Origin of the sequence: Dorea sp. AGR2135 (genome assembly GCF_000420885.1) — a bacterium.
Lineage (GTDB): Bacteria > Bacillota > Clostridia > Lachnospirales > Lachnospiraceae > Dorea > Dorea formicigenerans.
Genome location: NZ_ATVU01000006.1, coordinates 1 through 20,200 on the forward strand (window position 1 = coordinate 1; position 20,200 = coordinate 20,200).

Annotated in this window: 17 protein-coding genes, 1 tRNA gene and 1 rRNA gene; 16 read left to right on the forward strand and 3 right to left on the reverse strand. The window is 38.6% G+C overall.

From position 1 onward, the window contains the following. From G593_RS0105435 to G593_RS0105460, 6 genes are all read left to right on the forward strand, one after another. A 23S ribosomal RNA gene (locus tag G593_RS0105435) occupies positions 1–303 on the forward strand; the annotation flags it as partial. A 132-nt stretch (positions 304–435) separates the two neighbouring features. Continuing rightward, positions 436–507: transfer RNA gene (locus G593_RS0105440), tRNA-Asn, on the forward strand. A 206-nt stretch (positions 508–713) separates the two neighbouring features. Next, entirely contained in the window at positions 714–1,883 is a 1,170-nt protein-coding gene (locus G593_RS0105445; protein ID WP_029731035.1) for a MalY/PatB family protein, read from the forward strand. Positions 1,884–2,046: 163 nt separating this feature from the next. Further along, positions 2,047–2,829 carry an ABC transporter ATP-binding protein gene (locus tag G593_RS0105450; protein WP_029731036.1) on the forward strand — a complete coding sequence of 261 codons (783 nt, stop codon included), beginning with the start codon at positions 2,047–2,049 and terminating at the stop codon, positions 2,827–2,829. A gap of 158 nt (positions 2,830–2,987) precedes the next feature. Further along, entirely contained in the window at positions 2,988–4,091 is a 1,104-nt protein-coding gene (locus G593_RS0105455; protein ID WP_029731037.1) for an ABC transporter substrate-binding protein, read from the forward strand. Positions 4,092–4,112: 21 nt separating this feature from the next. Next, positions 4,113–4,874 (forward strand): ABC transporter permease, encoded by a 762-nt coding sequence (locus tag G593_RS0105460; RefSeq protein ID WP_029731038.1) that lies wholly within the window; start codon positions 4,113–4,115, stop codon positions 4,872–4,874. Between the two features lie 95 nt (positions 4,875–4,969). Here the strand turns inward: G593_RS0105460 and G593_RS0105465 are convergent, their stop codons facing one another. Then, positions 4,970–5,221, reverse strand: a complete 252-nt coding sequence (locus tag G593_RS0105465) for a hypothetical protein (protein WP_029731039.1) — start codon at positions 5,219–5,221, stop codon at positions 4,970–4,972. Positions 5,222–5,232: 11 nt separating this feature from the next. Continuing rightward, the gene (locus tag G593_RS0105470; protein ID WP_005340685.1) at positions 5,233–6,090 is read right to left on the reverse strand and encodes a MurR/RpiR family transcriptional regulator; all 858 of its coding nucleotides are present in this window, start codon (positions 6,088–6,090) and stop codon (positions 5,233–5,235) included. Positions 6,091–6,341: 251 nt separating this feature from the next. Between G593_RS0105470 and G593_RS0105475 the strand changes: the two genes are divergently transcribed. From G593_RS0105475 to G593_RS0105520, 10 genes are all read left to right on the forward strand, one after another. Next, positions 6,342–7,643 carry an ABC transporter substrate-binding protein gene (locus G593_RS0105475; RefSeq protein WP_029731040.1) on the forward strand — a complete coding sequence of 434 codons (1,302 nt, stop codon included), beginning with the start codon at positions 6,342–6,344 and terminating at the stop codon, positions 7,641–7,643. Positions 7,644–7,728: 85 nt separating this feature from the next. Beyond that, on the forward strand, positions 7,729–8,637 hold the full coding sequence (locus G593_RS0105480; protein WP_005340681.1) for a carbohydrate ABC transporter permease: 909 nt from the start codon (positions 7,729–7,731) through the stop codon (positions 8,635–8,637). 3 nt (positions 8,638–8,640) lie between these two features. Continuing rightward, positions 8,641–9,513 (forward strand): carbohydrate ABC transporter permease, encoded by an 873-nt coding sequence (locus tag G593_RS0105485; protein ID WP_005340679.1) that lies wholly within the window; start codon positions 8,641–8,643, stop codon positions 9,511–9,513. 24 nt (positions 9,514–9,537) lie between these two features. Next, positions 9,538–10,170 (forward strand): SGNH/GDSL hydrolase family protein, encoded by a 633-nt coding sequence (locus G593_RS0105490; RefSeq protein WP_029731041.1) that lies wholly within the window; start codon positions 9,538–9,540, stop codon positions 10,168–10,170. Continuing rightward, positions 10,167–10,859, forward strand: a complete 693-nt coding sequence (locus G593_RS0105495) for an N-acetylmannosamine-6-phosphate 2-epimerase (protein ID WP_005340674.1) — start codon at positions 10,167–10,169, stop codon at positions 10,857–10,859. Before G593_RS0105490 ends, G593_RS0105495 begins: the two co-directional genes overlap by 4 nt. Before the next feature lie 13 nt (positions 10,860–10,872). Continuing rightward, positions 10,873–11,766: an ROK family protein gene (locus G593_RS0105500; RefSeq protein WP_022279014.1), complete on the forward strand. Its 894-nt coding sequence runs from the start codon at positions 10,873–10,875 to the stop codon at positions 11,764–11,766. Between the two features lie 3 nt (positions 11,767–11,769). Next, entirely contained in the window at positions 11,770–12,507 is a 738-nt protein-coding gene (nagB, locus tag G593_RS0105505) for a glucosamine-6-phosphate deaminase (protein ID WP_005340667.1), read from the forward strand. A 96-nt stretch (positions 12,508–12,603) separates the two neighbouring features. Then, positions 12,604–13,758: an N-acetylglucosamine-6-phosphate deacetylase gene (nagA, locus tag G593_RS0105510; RefSeq protein ID WP_029731044.1), complete on the forward strand. Its 1,155-nt coding sequence runs from the start codon at positions 12,604–12,606 to the stop codon at positions 13,756–13,758. 402 nt (positions 13,759–14,160) lie between these two features. Next, complete coding sequence (locus G593_RS0105515; RefSeq protein WP_029731045.1) at positions 14,161–15,621, forward strand: extracellular solute-binding protein; 1,461 nt, start codon at positions 14,161–14,163, stop codon at positions 15,619–15,621. Between the two features lie 72 nt (positions 15,622–15,693). Then, positions 15,694–19,617 (forward strand): response regulator, encoded by a 3,924-nt coding sequence (locus tag G593_RS0105520; RefSeq protein WP_029731047.1) that lies wholly within the window; start codon positions 15,694–15,696, stop codon positions 19,615–19,617. Here the strand turns inward: G593_RS0105520 and G593_RS21725 are convergent. Beyond that, a complete protein-coding gene (locus G593_RS21725) occupies positions 19,512–19,910 on the reverse strand; it encodes an ATP-binding protein (RefSeq protein ID WP_081646495.1) in 399 nt (132 codons plus the stop codon). The genes G593_RS0105520 and G593_RS21725 overlap by 106 nt on opposite strands. Positions 19,911–20,200: the final 290 nt, after the last annotated feature.

Below are 20,200 nucleotides of genomic sequence, written 5' to 3' on the forward strand. Positions count from 1 at the left end.
CGTGAGACAGTTCGGTCCCTATCCGGCGTGGGCGTAGGATATTTGAGAGGAGCTGTCCTTAGTACGAGAGGACCGGGATGGACTGGCCGCTGGTTGATCTGTTGTTCCGCCAGGAGCATAGCAGAGTAGCCAAGCCGGGACGGGATAAACGCTGAAGGCATCTAAGCGTGAAGCCCCCCTCAAGATGAGATATCCCAACGAAAGTTGTAAGACCCCTTGAAGACGACGAGGTAGATAGGACAGAGGTGGAAGTGTGGTAACACATGGAGCTGACTGTTACTAATAGGTCGAGGGCATAACCAAAAGCAAGAGCATAAAAGTGCGAAGCACAGGTGGATAGGTAAAGATGTTAAAAAGTTTCTTATATGCAGTTTTGAAGATATATGAAAAAACCCTTGTAATTTTTGTTACTTGGGTTTATTATATATTTGTTATTCCTCGATAGCTCAGTGGTAGAGCATTCGGCTGTTAACCGAAGGGTCGTAGGTTCGAACCCTACTCGGGGAGTTAGTTAACCTGTAAGTATTATGCTTACAGGTTTTTTTAGTTCTTAATACTGCACTGATAAAAATTTATTTTATAAATTCAAATTTTCAATATAAGAGGACATTTTCTTATTAAAATGCTATTATAGTTAAAGAAATTTCGACAAAACAAAAGAAGAATGTTTTTGCCGACACAGAAAGATGAAAGGAATAGGAGAGGCAGGCATTATGGAAGAATTAATTTATGTGGACAGACGAAATTCAAATTGCAATAAATGGGACGGTCAGACAGCAATGTTTGGCGAGGAAGGTCTGCATGCCATGTGGGTCGCAGATATGGATTTTAAAATTCCACAGTGTGTACAGAAAGCTCTGCATGAGTACGTGGATTTTGGAGCAATAGGATACTACCGGATTCCAGATGGTTATTACGATGCATTTATCAACTGGGAAAAGAAACATTTTAATTTCGAAGTAAAGCGAGAGTGGCTTCGTTTTGCACCGGGAGTTGTAGCAGCGTTCAACTGGATGATCCAGATGCTGACAAAAAAAGGGGATGCAGTGATTGTCATGACTCCGGTGTACTATCCATTTCTGCAGGCGGTGACCAACAATGAGCGTAAGTTGATTACTTCTGATCTAGTTAATGAAAATGGAAATTATTCGATTGATTTCGATGATTTTGAAAAGAAAATCGTGGATAACGATGTAAAAGCATTTATCTTATGCTCACCGCACAATCCGGTAGGAAGGGTCTGGAGAAAAGAAGAACTTAAGGAAATGCTTGAAATTTGTCATAGACATCATGTGTATGTAATTTCTGATGAGATTCATCAGGATTTTGTATTTGGGGATAAGAAGCAGACACCATCCTATCTTATGACAGAACATTGGAATGAAATCCTTACAATCACTGCACCATCCAAGACATTTAATCTGGAAGGAGGACAGAATTCATTTGTGATAATTGCAGATGAAAATCTTCGGGCAAAATGGGATGATTTTGCTAAGAGAATCCGTCTGATGACAGGAAACGCATTTGGATTTGTAGCGGCAGAAGCGGCATACAAAGGTGGCCAGGAATGGCTGGATAAAGTGAAGAAGCAGATTGTAGATAATGATCAGTATCTGAGAGAACTTTTCAAAGAGAATCTTCCGCAAGTGGTAGTTACTCCATTGGAGGCAACATATCTGGTATGGATTGATTTAAGAGCGTACATAAAACCGGAAGATACGAAAGAGTTTATCCAGAAAAAATGCCGTCTTGCGGTAGATTTCGGAGACTGGTTCGGGGGAGACAGATTCAATGGATTTATTCGTATGAATCTTGCTACTTCCAGAGAAAATGTGGAAATCGGTGTGAAACATATTATTGATGGAATATTAGGAGAAAAGTAGAAAAAAGTATAGAGTGGCAAGCTTATAGATGAAAACTATAGGCTTGCTGTTTTATTTTAAAAATCAATTTGAATAATAAAAAAGATTGATTTATTATACAATTGTATGTACAAAATAGATCAATAGAAAGAAATTATTGCTATAAAAAGAAAGGCAATTATACATGAGCGGCATTCAGATTAAGGATTTATCATTTGCCTATGAAGCAGGTGGAAAATTAATTTTAAAAGACATTAATACAGAAATCGGAGAAGGAGAATTTGTCTGTATCCTTGGGCAGTCTGGCTGTGGTAAGAGTACACTGCTTCGTCTACTGGCAGGTCTTGAAACGGCAACTACAGGAGAGATTCTGAGTGATGGTGTAGCTATTGGGGAACCAAGTCTTAATAAAGGTGTTGTATTTCAGGATTATGGATTGTTTCCGTGGATGTCAGCAGGCGAGAACATTCTTCTGGCATTGAAGCAAAGATATCCTAAGAGAGATAAAAAAGAATTAAAAGAAATAGCCGTAAATATGATAAAAGCTGTCGGGCTGGATGAAAGCATATACAAAAAGCTTCCGAAAGAATTATCAGGTGGTATGAAGCAGAGATGTGCAATCGCACAAGCATTCAGTATTGATCCGCCGATTCTTTTGATGGATGAGCCGTTTGGTGCTCTGGATGCGGTGACGCGTGCAAGACTTCAGGATCTGGTACGGGAACTCTGGACACGGGATGAAAAGAAGAAAACAGTGTTTTTTGTTACCCATGATGTGGATGAGGCACTTCTTCTGGCAAACCGGATTCTTGTTTTGGGACAGTCACCAAGTCATATTATTTATGATGTCAAGATTACAGAAGAACTGCATCAGACGCGTGACACATTATTTGAGAATATTGATATGATGAAGCTTCGTATTACATTGATTAATCAGATAAATAAAGATGTCACGACACATATTTAAAATGGAAAGCCATGTAAATAGTGGGATTGATATGTGATATATACAGGCAGGCCCGTTATATATAGTGTTATCCATATACTGACGGAATTGCTGCCTGTCAGGAAATGGATAATGCAGAGATTTTAGTATAAGTAGTAAAAACAGAAAAGGAGAAGGGTATGAAAAAGAGAGTTTTAGCACTTATGTTAGTGCTCGGTATGACGTTTAGTCTTGCAGCATGTGGAAGCAGTAATGACAAAAAGTCTGACGACACAAAAACAGGGACAACTGACAAAGATAGCAAGGAGAAAATGACAACTGTAAAGTGGAATTATGGTTCAAGTGGTAACGTCCTTGTAACAATTGCAGAAGAAGAAGGATATTTTGAGGATGAAGGAATCGAGATTGAGCCGGTAGAGGCAACTCAGAATATGGATGCAATGGCTCTTCTTGCAGCAGGAAAGGTTGATGTCGTATCAAATGCGGGTACATCTAATCCGCTTCAGCAGATAGCACAAGGTGTAGATCTTACAATTTTTGGCGGACATATGGTAGAAGGATGTATGCCGGTTGTTGCAAAAGCTGGAACAGAGTGGAAAGGTATTGAATCATTTATTGGACAGTCCGTTGCAGTAAATCCAAGTTATTTCGCATTTACAGGTGCAGTTATGGATCTTGGATATGATAATCCGTTAGATGCAGTTGACTGGAAAGTATATTCAAGCTATGATGATGCATTAGCTGCTGTTCAGAACGATGAAGTAAAATATGCGCTTATGGGAACACAGAACAACTATGGTGTGAAACAGCTTGTAGACTCAGGTGACATCGAAATCGTAAGCTATCAGAGTGAAATCATGGAGAACTATTCTTGCTGCCGTATGGTTGGACAGACAAAATGGGTAAATGACAATCCGGATACAGTCAAAGCAATTATCCGTGCATTACTCCGTGCACAGTCCTGGTATGAGGCAAATAAAGAAGAAGCAGTTTCTCTTCATGCAAAACGTATCGGTCAGGAAGATGACTATGTGGCAGCTTACATGATGGACGACAAACATTATTTTGTAAATGTAGATCCTCTTAAGAACAGTGTGGTACGTGCATGGAACATTCTTGACAAAACAGGATACCTCGGTGATGACTGCAAGATCGATATTGAAGATCATATCAACACAGAGCTTTATGAAGAAGCACTTGCTGAGGCAACAAAATCTTATGGTGATGAGGCACCGGATTTCTATGAGGCACAGCAGAAATTCTTTGACGAAAACGATAAATAGCAGATTTTAGGAGATGGGTAAATGAAAACAATCAAGGGCTTTGTGAAAAAATACTGGATTACAGTATTGATATTTGCAGGATTAGTACTGTTATATTATTATGTGGCAGATGTGAAAATGCTGAATCCATATTTGTTTCCAACAACGGAAAAGATTGCAGCAGCCTTTGAGTCGAATAAAGAAGTAATGCTTACAAATATGCTTGCTTCTTTCAAATTACTCATCCCATCAGTATTTCTTTCTTTAGTGATTGCAGTTATATTTGGTACAATCATGGGATTAAATAAGAAAATCAGGGAAGCACTGCATCCGGTTATTTATGCCTTTAGCGTAATCCCGTCAATCTTATTGTCGCCGTTTGTACTGTTGTTGTCACCAACATTATTATCAGCTTCCATATTTTTGGTTGTATATAATATTGTCTGGGCAACATTATTTGCTACAATCACAGGAATCATGACCATTGATAAGCGCTATTTGGACAAGGCAGCTACATTGGAACTGACAGGTATAAAGCGGTTCATGAAAGTAATTCTGCCGGCAGCAAGTCCATCTATTCTGGCCGGTTTTGTAAATTCACTGAGAAGTTCTTTTGTAATGCTTGTATTTGCTGAAATGTATGGTGGCGGTTCAGGCATGGGCTATTTTGTAAAAAAGAATTCTGAACTTGGTGTATTTGCCAATACCTGGGTTGGATTTATCTTTATGGTAGTTGTGTTAGTAGTTGTAATGCAGATATTTGAAAAGGTGAAAGAACAGCTGCTTAAATGGACAATTGATTAAAATTAAATGAAGATGAAAATATAGGGAAGTTGTGGTACATGGATGTGTATCACAGCTTCCCTTTTTTAACAAAAGCTTAATGCATTTCATAAGTTTTAGTGCAACATATGGAGACCGCCGATGACAGCGTAAACTTTCTGATTCCCCAGTGCCATTTGCACTTCTTTTACAATATTGACGATTCCGCCATGGGAGCAGCTGTTGAGTAAAATCAGTCCTTTTGGAGTTTCGAATCCGCCGGCGTCCAGAAGATATTTCATGCCGTTATATTCGATATAAACGGACAGACCGTGCTCAGCACATAAGGAGCATTTGGATGTGTTTTCGATTAAAACAATAACTTTCATAATGTAACCTACTACATCATTTTCTCTGTGATTATCTGAGCTGTTTTTTGTTTATTATCTAATGCTTTTTTACCAAGTGTCTTGTATACTTCAGCATATAGAAGGTCTATTAAGAAAAGCTGGGCTGTTTTAGTAGCAATAGATCCTCCTTCCATTGGTCCTTCATTAGCACCACATAATAGAACAACAGTAGAATATTGTGCGGCAGGAGTTTTTGCAAATTTAGTAATAAAAACAACTGTTGCTCCGGAAGAGTAACAGATCTTGGCAATTTCAATACAATCTTTTGTGATGCCGGAATTGCAGAAAATAATTGCTAGATCATCATTTCCTAATAAAGCTGCTTGTGTTAACTGAATATGAGCATCAGCATTATAGATTACATTAGGCATGATTTTCATAAATTTATTCTTAAATTCATTTGCACTTGTACCAGAACCACCAAAGCCAAAGAGATTAATAGTTTTTGAATTAAGAATATAATCAACAACTTCAGGAATTGCATTAAAATTCAGTGTTCTGCAGGTAGTTTCTAATGCTGTTATATAAGCTTGCATAACATTATAAGCAGTGTCCTGACAATTGGTAGTATTGGAAATATTAATTGTATCTTTTGGCGTAGAGACTCCATTAGAAGAAGTGCTTACTGCCAGTGAAAGTTTGAAATCTTGATAGCCTTTTAACTCTAAAGTGCGACAGAAACGGAATACACTCGTTTCACCTACACCGCAATGCTTAGATAAGTCGGTAATTGTAGATGCCAGTGCTTCTTGCGGGGAGGATAAAACGAAGTCGGCAACTTTTTTTTCGGCTTTTGTCATTTGAGAATAATATAAAGTGATTTTGTTCATTAGATTATTGGTTGCCATGTAACACCTCCGATTATTAATGTTTATAGTATAAATTTTAACAAAAAAACAAAACTTGTCAATTAGATTGAAAAAAAACATGTTTTTTATACAAAATAAAATAAAAATTATTTTTGCCATATTGCACAAAAATAGTTTTGGCCGCAATAAAGCAATTGACAAATATATATGTAAGTGTTATTTTATGAAAAAGAAAACATTTTTTATTTCTGAAAAATAAAAAAAATTTCCAAAAAGAAAGGAGAACGTTAATGAAAAAGAAAATTGTAAGTGTATTGCTGTGTGTGGCAATGTTATCCACAATGTTAGTTGGTTGTGGAGGGTCAGGAGGAAAGAGCAGTAAGGCAGATGGAGATAAGCCATATTCTGGTGAAAAGCTAACGGTACTGTACATGTCAGGTGTATATGCTGAAGCGGCAGAAAGCATGGTAGATGAATTTGAGGAGAAAACTGGTGCAACAGTAGAAGTTGTTGATTTCCCTTATACTACATTGCATGAAAAGACACTCTTAGATTTAACTAGTGGCACGGGTTCTTATGATGTTATTGATGTTGCAAGTCAGTGGGATGGAGAATTTGCTCCATACTTGACAGATCTTTCCGATTTTATGGACAAGGATAATTATAAGACGGATGAGTTTATTGAGAAGGTTCTAGAGAATAGTGGAGAGTGGCAGGGAGTTCAGACAGGTATTCCGAATGCAAGTACACCACAGTTATTTGCCTACAGAACAGATTTACTACCAAATGGACTTCCAGATACATGGAAAGAATACAGAGAAGTTGCAAAAGAACTGACAGATAAAGATAAAGGAATGTATGGAATTTCCGTATCAGCCACAACAGGACAACTTGGTGGCGTATTTGATTATATTTTATGGTCCATGGGTGGTGCCTGGGCTGATGAGGACTGGAATGTAACAATTGATTCTCAGGAAACAAGAGATGCATTAAACCACCTGAAAGAGATTCAGGATTATGCAGATCCATCTATTCTGTCTTGGGGAACAGAAGAATCCATCAAAGCATTCCTTGATGGAAATGCAGCAATTTGTGAAACATGGCCTACACTTGGATTGGTTCAGGCAGCAGATGATGAATCACAGTCTAAAGTTGCTGGAAAATGGGCTTTAAGTACAATTCCATATGATAAAACAGGAACTACATTATTAAGTGCATGGGATGTATCTATACCAGCAGCATCTAAGAATCAGGAGCTTGCATGGGAATGGGTTAAGATGTATACGAGTGCAGAAAAGCAGAATCAGTTCTATGATGACTTTGGTATTCTTTCACCGAGAAAAGCATTTTGGGAGAGGGATGGAATTAAAGGAACATATATGGATACTGTTCGTGAGGCTCTTGATACAGCAAATATTTGGTGGAGAATTCCAGCATCTACAGAAGTTGATTCTATGCTCAATACAGTAGTTAGTCAGTATATGACAGGTGAGATTGATCTTGAAACAGCTGTTAGTAAGATGAAAAAAGGAATAGAAGAAGCATTGAAAAATGCACCGCCTGAAGAAGGAACTAAAAACTATAACATGTAAAACATCACAGGGCACTGGCCGTTTTCGTGCTGGTGTCCTGTCCTTTTGAACAAGTTACTATTTTCGTATGGAGGTGTGATGCGAAATGAGCAAGAAAAATAATACGCAAGGGATGCTAAAAAAGAGTAAGAGTGATAAAGTGGCTTCATGGTGCTTTATGTTACCAACGATGATTTTTTTAGGAATCACGGCGTTACTGCCTCTTCTATATTCTTTATATTTAAGTTTTTTTAAATTGAAATTAAATTTACCAAATGCAATTCCCGAATTTGTAGGACTTCAGAATTATATTAAGATGCTTACGGATGAGACTGTGAGAACCAGCACATTGAATACATTGTTTTTTGCAATTATTTCTGTAGCATTAGAAGTTATTGTAGGGCTTTTTGTTGCAATGGCACTGTGCTCAGATAAAATGTGGGCAAAAATTGCAACATCTATATTTTTGATTCCAACCATAATGGCACCTGTAGCAATCGGTACTTTATGGAGAATGATGTTGGATTCTACGACTGGTATTATCAATTATTTCCTAAGTTTCTTTGGAATTCCGAGTATTACATGGCTTAGTAGCCCGAAAACAGCTATGTTTGCAGTTATTTTAGTAAATGTGTGGCAGCTTGCACCATGGGTTACAATTATTTGTGCAGCAGGTCTGAAAGCTTTGCCACAGGATTGTTTGGAAGCAGCATGTGTTGACGGGGCATCTAATGGAGTGATTTTCAGAAAAATCATTTTACCTATGGTTGCACCTTTACTTACTATTGTTGTTATGCTTCGATTTGTAGATGCATTCAAAGTATTTGATACAGTTTATGTTATGACCAATGGAGGTCCTGGTACAGCTACAGAGATGTTGCCAAACTACATATATAAACAGGGACTGCGATTTTTTGATGCCGGATATTCAGCGGCACTGGCAATTGGATTTGTTGTCGTTATGACGGTTGTAACTATAGGATTTTTGAAATTAAGAACAAAATTGGAGGCGTAGAATATGAAGAGAAAAAAGCATAATGTGCCTACCGTTGATAATATTATTGGTAATTTTGCGGGAAGACCCGTCAGAGTCATTATTGTAGCTGTTTCATTAATTGCTATTATATTTCCGTTATACTGGCTTTTGACTAGTTCAGTGAAGATCGAAGCAGAATATTTGTCTAATCCACCGGTAATATTTCCATCTAAATTCACGGCAGCAAGTTATCAGGAAATTTTTGGAAAAGATCAGTTGTGGTTGAATTTTTTTAATACAGTCATAGTTGCAGGAGCCTCTACCATTATTTCGGTTATATTTGGAAGTATGGCTGCATATGCAGTTGCAAGAGGAAGCCTTGGAAAGCGAGCACGCAAATATTTTGGATTGTGGTTTATGGTTCAGAAGATGTATCCAGCAATTGCCACTGCAATTCCAGTATACCTCGTAATGAGAACAATGCATCTGATTGATACAAAGACAGCGCTGATAATTATGAACACAAGCTTTAACCTTCCACTTGTAATTTGGTTGATGATGGGATTCTTCGAGCAGCTCCCGAAGGAACTGGAGGAATCAGCAATGTTGGATGGTTGTGGATTTACAAAAAGATTTTTTAAGATTATCTTCCCATTGACAAAACCTGGAATGATTGCGTCTGCAATACTTGCGTTTGTTGGGGCATGGAATGAGTTCTTATTTGCATGTATATTAAGTGTCAATAAGTCTAAGACATTGCCGGTTGTAATTGCGGGATTTATTACAGACCGCGGTTTGGAATGGGGACCAATGGCGGCGACCGCAGTTATTACATTAGTGCCAGTACTGATTCTTGTATGGGCACTGCAAAAACACTTTGTTCAGGGACTGGCAATGGGTGCGGTCAAAGGTTAAGTTGAAGCGGAGGAAAATAAGGACATGAAAAAAAGGATTGTGTGTTATGGAGATTCTAATACATGGGGATATGATGCAATCACAAATGGAAGATTTTCGGATGAGGTACGTTGGACAGGAAAACTGCAGAAAAAATTAGGAACAGAATATACAATCATTGAAGAAGGTCTGTGTGGAAGAACAGCAGTTTTTGAAGATCCATTAAACGAAGGCTTAAATGGTCTCCCATATCTGTATCCATGTTTGATGTCTCATGGACCGATTGATTATCTTGTAATTATGTTGGGAACGAACGACTGTAAGGAAAGATTCAGCGCAACACCAAAGAATATTGCAGATGGAATCAAACGTCTCATAATGAAGGCAAAACATACAGAAGATGCTTGGAGAGATACGCCAAAGATATTAGTTGTAGCACCAGCTCCAATTGAGAAAGAATGCGAGCAGTCGCATGTTGCAGGAGAGATGGGAATCTGTGCTGACAAATCGAAAGAGTTGGCTGTAGAATATCAGATTTGTGCTAAGCAGTATGGCTGTGACTTTTTAGATGCAGCACCATTTGTGAAAATGAATGAAATTGATTTTATGCATTTAGATGCAAAGAGTCACGAGAGACTTGCAGAACAAATTGCACAAGTGATTCGAAAGAAGGTATGAAAGTGAATAATAAAATAGAGACTGTACATAAAAAATTAATCGTATCATGCCAGGCACTGCCGGAAGAACCACTACATTCTTCCTTTATTATGGGACGGATGGCATTGGCCGCAAAAGAAGGTGGAGCAGCAGGAATACGTGCGAATACAAAAGAAGATATTGCAGAAATCAGAAAAAATGTCGACTTGCCGATTATCGGAATTGTTAAGAGAGATTACCCAGATTGTAAAGTATACATTACACCAACGATGAAAGAAATTGATGAGTTGATGGAAGTAAAGCCAGAAATTATAGCAATTGATGCAACAAAAGATCTTAGACCTAATGGGGTTGCACTAGACGAGTTTTATGCGCAGATTCGTGAAAAATATCCGAATCAGCTGTTAATGGCAGATTGCTCTACCTATGAAGAGGCAAAACATGCAGATGAGCTTGGATTTGATTTTATTGGTACAACGCTTGTAGGATATACAGAACAAAGTAAAGATATGAAAATTGAGCAAAATGATTTTGAATTGATTAAAAAAATTGTAAAAAATGTGAAACACAATGTTATTGCAGAGGGAAATATTAATACACCGGAAAAAGTAAAAAGAGTTATGCAATTAGGGGTTTTTAGTATTGTAGTTGGTTCAGCAATTACAAGACCACAGTTGATTACAAAAACATTTGTAGATGTATTAAAGTAAGACAGGAGACATTATGAGTCGGTACATATGTGTAGATATAGGTGGTACATCCATTAAGCATGGAGTTTTGGATGAAAATGCTATCATAGAAGAGAGCAATCAGACAAAAACAGAGGCATGGCTTGGTGGAGCAGAAGTTCTAGATAAAGTAAAGGCAATCGGAAAGCAGTATATGGAACAATATGAGAATATAGAAGGGATTTGTATATCTACTGCTGGAATGGTAGACCCGGAAGAGGGGAAAATTGTTTTTGCAGGAGAGCTGATGCCGGACTATACTGGAACTTGTATAAAAAAGGAACTAGAAAAAACACTAGGAATACCTTGTGAAGTAGAGAATGATGTGAATTGTGCCGGTCTGGCAGAATATATTTCCGGGGCAGCAAAAGAGAGTCACATTATGTTCTGTGCGACTGTTGGAACGGGGATTGGCGGCTGTGCGATTGTAGATGGAAGTGTTTTTCATGGAGCAAGCAACAGTGCCTGTGAGATTGGTTATATTCCAATGGAAGATAGTGATTTCCAAACATTGGGAGCAAGCAGTATTTTAATCAAAAAAGTTGCAGGAAAAAAGAGGGAGCCATTAGACATGTGGGATGGAAAGAAAATATTTGAACTGGCAGAAAAAGGCGATGAGGTTTGCATTTCAGCTATTAAAGAAATGTGTGATGTACTTGGCAAAGGTCTGGCAACAATCTGTTATGTACTGAACCCAGATACAATTGTACTTGGTGGAGGTGTTATGGCTCAGAAAAAAATTCTTGAAAATGAAATCATAGATTCATTGAAGCGGTATTTAAAACCGATTCTGGCAGAACATTTACAAGTATGCTTTGCAGAATATGGAAATGAAGCGGGTATGGTAGGAGCGTTGTATAATTTCCAGAATAAGTGTGGGAGGAAATAGCGCATGAAAATTTTAAAAACCCAAAATTACCAGGATATGAGTAGAAAAGCTGCAAATATTATTTCAGCGCAAATTATATTGAATTCAGAATCTGTTCTTGGTTTAGCAACTGGTTCATCTCCAATTGGAGTTTATGAACAGCTCATCGATTGGAATCATAAAGGAGATGTAGATTTTAGTTCGATTAAAACAGTGAATTTAGATGAGTATCAAGGACTGAATAAAACTGATAAACAAAGTTATTATTATTTTATGCACAAGAGATTGTTTGAACATGTGAATATCCGATTGGAAAATACACATATACCGGATGGTATGGAAAAGGATGCTAGAAAAGAATGTGCACATTATGAAGATGTAATAAAATCTCTTGGAGGCGTTGACTTGCAACTTCTGGGTCTTGGACATAATGGACATATAGGATTTAATGAACCAGCAGATGTATTTGAGGAAGTTACTCATTGCGTTGAATTGACACAGAATACAATTGATGTAAATAAACGTTTCTTTTCATCGGAAGAAGCAGTTCCTAAAAAGGCTTATACGATGGGAATCGGAACAATCATGAGAGCAAAACAGATTGTTTTAATTGTCAGTGGTGAGGATAAGGCGGATATTTTAAAGAAAGTGATTGAAGGACCAGTAACGCCAAAGGTTCCGGCTTCTATTTTAAAATTCCATCCATATGTAACGATAGTTGCAGACAAGGCAGCACTTTCGTTATGCAATAAGCAATATTGAAAACAGATGTCGTAAATGTTATAGTATAGAAAATACGAAAGTACATACAGTTAAATCAAGACATAGGGATATTTTAATCTAAGGGAGTTTTTTACTATGATCATAGATAATGTGAAAGTTTACACGGAAGAGAAGACATTTGTAAAAGGTGGAATTATGCTTGACGGGGACAAGATCCAGAGAGTATATGCAGAAGAGGAAAAGCCACAGTTTGGTGAGAAAGAGGTATTGGACGGTGAAGGTGCATATGCAATTCCGGGCTTGATCGACCTTCATTTTCATGGCTGCAAAGGAGATGACTTTTGTGATGGAAATGAAGAGGCGATTGAGAGGATCGCACAGTATGAGGCCTCCATTGGTGTGACCGCTATTGCTCCGGCGACCATGACACTTCCGGTGGAAGAACTGAAACAGATCTTAAGTGTTGCAGCAAAATATAAGAAAAACGGGACAAGCCCCAAAGCAGCAGATCTTGTGGGAATTAACATGGAAGGTCCGTTTATCAGCAAAGTAAAAAAAGGGGCACAAGATGAGAGAAATATTATTCCGTGTAATGTAGAAATTGCAGAGCAGTTTCTGGAAGCTTCCGATGGACTGGTGAAATTTATTGGGATTGCTCCGGAAGATAATGAAGATTATCTGGAATTTATCGAGAAAATGAAAGGGAAAGTTAACATTTCTCTGGCTCATACGAATGCAGATTATGATACAGCGAAGAAAGCATTTGACGCGGGAGCAAATCATGCAGTGCATCTTTACAATGCTATGCCGGCATTTACGCATCGGGCACCAGGAGTTGTAGGAGCAGTTTATGACAGCAAACATGTTATGGCTGAAATTATCTGTGATGGAATTCATATTCATCCGGCTATGGTCAGAGCAACTTTTGAGATGATGGGGGCTGACCGTATGATTCTGATCAGTGACAGCATGCGTGCGACCGGGATGCCGGACGGACAGTATACACTTGGGGGATTGGATGTCAAGGTCGTAGGAAAACGTGCGACATTAGTATCTGATGGTGCAATAGCGGGTTCAGCAACGAATCTCGCGGATTGTATGAGAACAGTTGTAAAAGAAATGCAGATTCCGCTTGAGACAGCTATTGCCTGTGTAACAATTAATCCAGCGAAGAGTCTTGGAATTGATGATCAGTATGGTTCGATTAAGGCAGGTAAGAAGGCAGATATTGTACTTCTGAAGGATAATCTGGATCTGCAGGCAGTCATAAAAGATGGTGTAAGACTGTAACTATGATGCTAGGATTGCCTGAGTGCAAAGCACGGAACAATCCATAGGCATCATAGTTGGGGCTTTTGCCCCAACTCATAAATATAAATGTAGGAAAGTTCGCCAGTTTGTGAGAGTACAAAAATGGCGGACTTTTTTTTTGCCAAGCATACGACAAAAAGGTCCGGTGGACCTTTTTTAGTAGACTTTTTCAGTTCGTGAAAGTTTGTTAATATGTTGCAAAGTCCATGGTATAAACTTATAATAACAGATAGTAGACCCCGCTCACCTTGTATATACTCCATGAGAAGGTTCGGAAAATTATGTTGGAAATGTTTCTGCGAAGCAGATTAAATTGTGCGCGCAAGATTCGCAGGCGACTCTTGAAAAAGGGTGAAATGGGAGCGCAGGAGGAAGTATCATATGAAAAAGAGAATAGTTGCAACATTATTGACATTGATGTTACTGGCATCGCTTGCAACAGGTTGCGGTAAAAATACGGCTAAGGCAGTGAAATTAGACCCGAATAATCCAGTATCATTGAAGATATGGCATTATTATAATGGAACACAGCAGGCAACTTTTGAAGATTTGCTGGAAGAATTTAATGCTACTGTAGGACATGAAGATGGGATTTATGTAGAAGCATATAGTTATGGATCGGTTTCAGATCTGGATCAGGCAATCACAAGTGCGATAAAGGCAGAAGTAGGAGCAGAGAATTTACCGGATATATTTTCTTCCTATGCAGATACGGCCTATGCGGTGCAACAGGAAGGAAAGCTTGCTGATTTGTCAGAGTATTTTACGGAAGAAGAAAAGTCCAAGTATGTAGATGAGTATCTTGAAGAGGGATATTTGGAAGATGATCAGTCGTTATATCTTCTTCCGGTAGCAAAGTCTACGGAGATATTAATGCTTAATAAGACAGACTGGGAGCCATTTTCGGAAGCAACAGGAGCAAAACTTGATGATCTGAAGACGACAGAAGGAATCACAGAAGTTGCTGAAAAATATTATGAGTGGACGGATAGTCAGACACCGGATGTACCAGATGACGGAAAAGCATTTTATGGAAGAGATTCCATGTCTAATTATTTTATCATTGGCATGAAGCAGATGGGAAAAGAGATTTTTGAAGTGAATGATGGAAAAGTGACGGTGAATACAGATAAAGAACTGATCCATCGGCTATGGGAGAACTATTACGTACCATATATGAAAGGATATTTTTCATCTTATGGGAAATTTGCCTCAGATGATGTAAAAACCGGCGATATTTTAGCGTATACTGGTTCGACAGCTTCTGCATTTTATTTTCCGGATAAGGTGGAGAAAGAAGATGACAGTTATCCAATTGAATATGTTGTACAGGAGTCTCCGATTATGGAGGGCGGCGAAAACTACAGAGTACAGCAGGGCGCAGGAATGGCTGTTGCGAAATCAGAGGAAGAGCATGAATATGCATCTACCGTATTTTTGAAATGGTTTACGCAGAAAGAGCAGAATTTAAAATTTGTATGTGAATCTGCATATATGCCAGTTTTAAAAGAATCTAATAATATAAAAGCCTTGGAGCAGATTATCAAAGAAGAGAAGATCGATATGAATCACAAGGCATATGATTGTCTGAAAACAGTGTTGAGAGATTTTGATAATACGAAGTTTTACACGACAAAAAGCTTTGAAAATGGATACAGCATGCGTAAGATTCTGGATTATAATTTAAAGGATCGTGTGACGGCAGATAAAACAGCAATGGATGAAGCAATTGTGGCAGGAGCTTCCAGGGAAGAAGAGCTTGAAAAATATATATCCGAAGAATCTTTTGAAAGTTGGTATGAAGAATTTTGCGAGGCACTTTCTCAGGTACAAAGCAAGTAAAAGATGAAGTGCAGAAACGAATAAAACGAACAGGAAAGTGCATACAGGAAAGTATGTACAGGTAATGTAGGCGTGAAAAAGAAAAAAGCGTTATTGAAAATTATTTTAATACCGGTATTAGTGATTGTACTCATTCAGGGGACAGTTCCTTTTATGACGCTTGTTTTTAGCGGGATAAAAGAAAATCTGGAGAATAATACGATCCAGATGGATGAGCATATGATTGAAAAAAGTCAGGTCGTACTTCAAAATGACATGATTGAAAAATGGAGAGCGGTCTATAAGGAAAGTGATGGGCTGGACGAAAAGCTGTCAGAAATCTTAAAGACAAACGGAGTATCGGTACAGGAATTTCTTGGTTCGGAAGAACTTCAAAAGAGTTATTTAAACAAGGTTTTTCCAGAACTGGTGAAGTCACTTCAATATGGTACAGCTTCCGGAATCTATCTGATCATGGCGAATGAAGAGCCAACAGACCAGGCAGCAAAATATCAGGGATTTTTTGTCAGGGATTCTGACCCGCAGACACGAATTTCGTCAAATACAGATCTTCTTTTAGAGAGAGGAAATAAACAACTGGCACATAGTCTTTCAATCTCGCTGGATAATGCATGGTCATCAGATTTTGAATTTCAGGGAAATGAGGTACGTGCATCCGATGATTTTTTCTATAAACCATATCTTGCAGCACTTGAAAATAAAGACAGTAATATGGTCGATCTTGGATATTGGGCAGAAGCGTTCATTCTGGAAGACAATTATATGGACAATCATGAAATGATTACGTATTCTGTTCCATTGCTGCATAATGGAGAGATTTATGGAATTCTGGGTGTAGAAATTTCCTTAAAATATTTGGAGCGGTATTTTAATGTGAAAGATCTGGACAACTCTTTGAACGCCGGTTATGCGCTGATGGAAGATCAGGGGGACGGTCAGTATAAAGTGATTCTTGGAAAAGGAGCGTTATATGATGTGGCTGCCCGGACAGGAGAGACACTAAAGCTGAAAGAAAGCAACAAAACACAATTATATCAGGTGGCAGGTGCAACAGTTGGGAAACAGAATGTTTACGCAATTGTAAAACCACTGAGCCTGTATAGCAATAATGTGCCATATGAAGATACGAATTGGTGCTTATGTGGACTTGTCACGGAAAAATCCATATATGGTCTGGGAAACAGTGTCTACAATATTATACTGGCAGCTATAGTGGGAAGCACAATGCTGGCAGCTTTCTGTGTATATTTTCTGGTTACTTATGTTACTAAACCAGTAAATCGTCTGGTAGAAGGTGTGCGCGGAGGTGTGGAGGGAATCCATGCATTTGCCCCAGCGGACATTGCGGAAATTGATGAATTGCATGATGTGATCGAGAATCTGACCGATGCCCAACAGCAGGCAGAAGAACAGCTTCTGGAAGAAAAAGAACGTTACAGGATTGCGGTTGAGACATCTGAAGATATATTCTTTACGTTCTGGAAGAAAGAAAAGAAGCTGGAGATTGTTAACAGTATCAGGCATGATGGAATTTGGGATTGTAAGGAGCATGCGGAATTTGCAGAAAATGGTTATATTTATCCGGACGACATAAAAAAGGTTCATACAGTATTTCAAAATCTGAAAAATAAAGTTTTTATTGAATTTCGGTTTCGGTGTACAAAAGAGGAGCCATATTACTGGGTTCAACTGACTGGAAGTATCTTTCGGGATGAGAATGGAGAGTATGACCGGCTTGTTGGCTGTATACACAATATTCATCAGCAAAAGATGTTAGAAGAAGCGCAGTGGACACAACAGCAATTCGATTCAACGACAACATTTTATCGATGGTCCTATGGCATCAAAGCCATTGCGGCGGCAAAAAAAGAATATCCGCAAAGTGTGCTGGCAGTTACAAATATTGAAAAATTTTCTGCGATTAATGAGAAATATGGACTTGTATATGGAGATCTTGTATTAGAGACGGTTGCACGTCTTTTGAAAGACGAATGCAAAAAAATCACGGATTGCGATAGTATCGGAGTCCGGGGAGGTGCGGATCAGCTGCTGATCTGGGTTCCGTGCATTACGGAAGATCAGATGGAGGATTTGATGAAATGTGTGAGAGAAAAGGTCGCACACATTGTAGATGAAAACTATCTGGTACTTAATTTCCAATGTGGAATAAGAATTTGTGAAGAGAACCAGGAGCTTTCAGATACGATCCGTCAGGCATTTGTTGCATTAGAGGCAGTGCAGTCGAGAAGAGAGAATATCCTGTGTTATGAAAATCTTTCGGAATTTGAGAAGAAACTTCATATCAGAAAACTGAAAAAAACAGAACCATTTGAAAAGCTCAAGCAGATGAGCCTGCCGTCTTTAACATTGAATTTATTTGACCGGAGTGGTGAGATGAAGGTGTCTATGGATATGCTGGCACTGAAGATCCAGGAAATATATCATATGGAGAATCTGATCATCACAAGATTTTACAGGGATACGCTTGTGAATCTGTATGGATATAATTGGAAAGAAAAAGATAACAGCTGGGATGGAATCCTGCGCTGTACTGGTTCTGACTATAAGCGGTATGTAGAAACGAAAATAGTACAGAAGCTTATGCCTGTTACAAAGAGGGAACAAAACGATGTGACGATTTGTCGATTTTTGCCGTCAAAAGATAGTTGGATATTTCATATGGCAGATGAAGGCTGTTATTCCGGAAGTATTATATTTGTCGGGATAGATAATGAAATTATGAAAGAAGGACATAATCAGAAACGACTGGAAGAAGTATGTACCATTATCCAGAACCGGATGAATCTGGAAAGACACGATCTGTCTGCACAGGCGAAATCAGAGTTCCTTGCCCGTATGTCTCATGAGATACGTACACCGATGAACGGAATTATCGGAATGACGGAAATCGCACTTCAGAATGAACAGACAGAAGAAAAACGAATAGACTGTCTGAAGAAAATTCAAAGCTCTTCGGGATATTTATTAAATATTTTGAATGATATTCTGGATATGTCTAAGATTGAAAGTGGAAAGATGCAGCTTGTCTATGGCAGATATAATCTCAAAAAGTTGCTGGATAATGTTGAGGCATTGATGGAATCTCGAATGTCAGAACGTCAGATTTGTTTTACGAAGCAGATCAATCTTATTCATGAATGGTTTTACTGTGATGAACTGCGTATCAATCAGGTGCTTTTGAATTTACTGAGCAATGCAGTGAAATATACGCATAAAGGTGGAAATGTATGTCTGACTGTAAAAGAAATCTGCGATGAGAAGGAAAAAGCCAGCCTCTACTTTTCAGTGAAGGATGATGGAATTGGCATCGAGGAAGAAAAGCAAAAACTCATTTTCCAGAATTTTGAGCAGGCAGATGAATCTGAGATAGCAAGAAGGCAGGGAACAGGATTAGGTCTGGCAATCAGCCGCAGACTGATCCATATGATGGATTCCGAGATTAATCTGGAAAGCGAATTACATAAAGGAAGCAATTTCAGCTTTACACTGAAGTTAAAATATCTGGAGAACGTAGAGGAAGTAAAAGATTCGTCAGAAAAGTCATTGGATCTGAAAGAAAAGCATATTCTGATCGTGGAAGATAATGAATTGAATATGGAGATTATCCATACCATTCTGGATAAGTACGAAGCCAAGATCGAGGAAGCATATGATGGGCAGCAGGCTCTGGAAAAAATACGTCAAAGCAAGGAAGGAGAATATGATCTTATTCTTATGGACATTATGATGCCAGTCATGGATGGACTGGAGGCAGCCAGAGAAATTCGAAAGCTTCCACGTAATGACTGCAAAACACTTCCAATCGTTGCGATGAGTGCAAATGCGTTTGATGAAGATGTTAAAAAGTCTTTGGCTAGTGGTATGGACGCTCATTTGTCTAAGCCAATTAATATGGAACAGTTGGAAAAGACACTTGCCAGATTTGTGAAAGGACCAAGGCCCTCATGTTTGGAGGAAACGAAATGTCTTTCTTGATCGATATCCAGGGAACCGGAAAATGTATTATCGATTGTGACACATAAAGAATGATCGTCTGTTTTAGCGCGGACGATTATTTTTTTGTCTTCACCAGGTTGTGCATTGCAGGCATCTATAGCATTTTCCAGAAGATTTCCAAATAGAATGGATAAATCTGTCTCTGAAATAGAAATATGTTTTGGAATCGAAGCGGAAACAGAGTAAGTGATCCCAAATGTACGTGCCTGCTCGGAAAAATATGAAAGAATTGCCTGGACGCATTGCTGATTCCAGACTGGAGCGGGTGGCATTTCCGTAGATTGTATAATTCCACATCAGATAAAATGTACAAGGGATGATCCAAAGATAATGCCATTCCATTCCGGAAGATTTCTGTTCTACCGCAGGTTTATATATTTTTTTGGGTATAAAAAATAGCGAAACACACAAAATAATTTCTACCAGAAAGAACACGAATGAAAATGACCAGCGATAGGACTGGCGGGCTAGTTCCGGGAAAAGGTATCCTTCGATACATTTGGAGGAGATGACAGCCAGACATCAATAAAAGCGACTCGCATATGCCCACCTCCTGATGGAT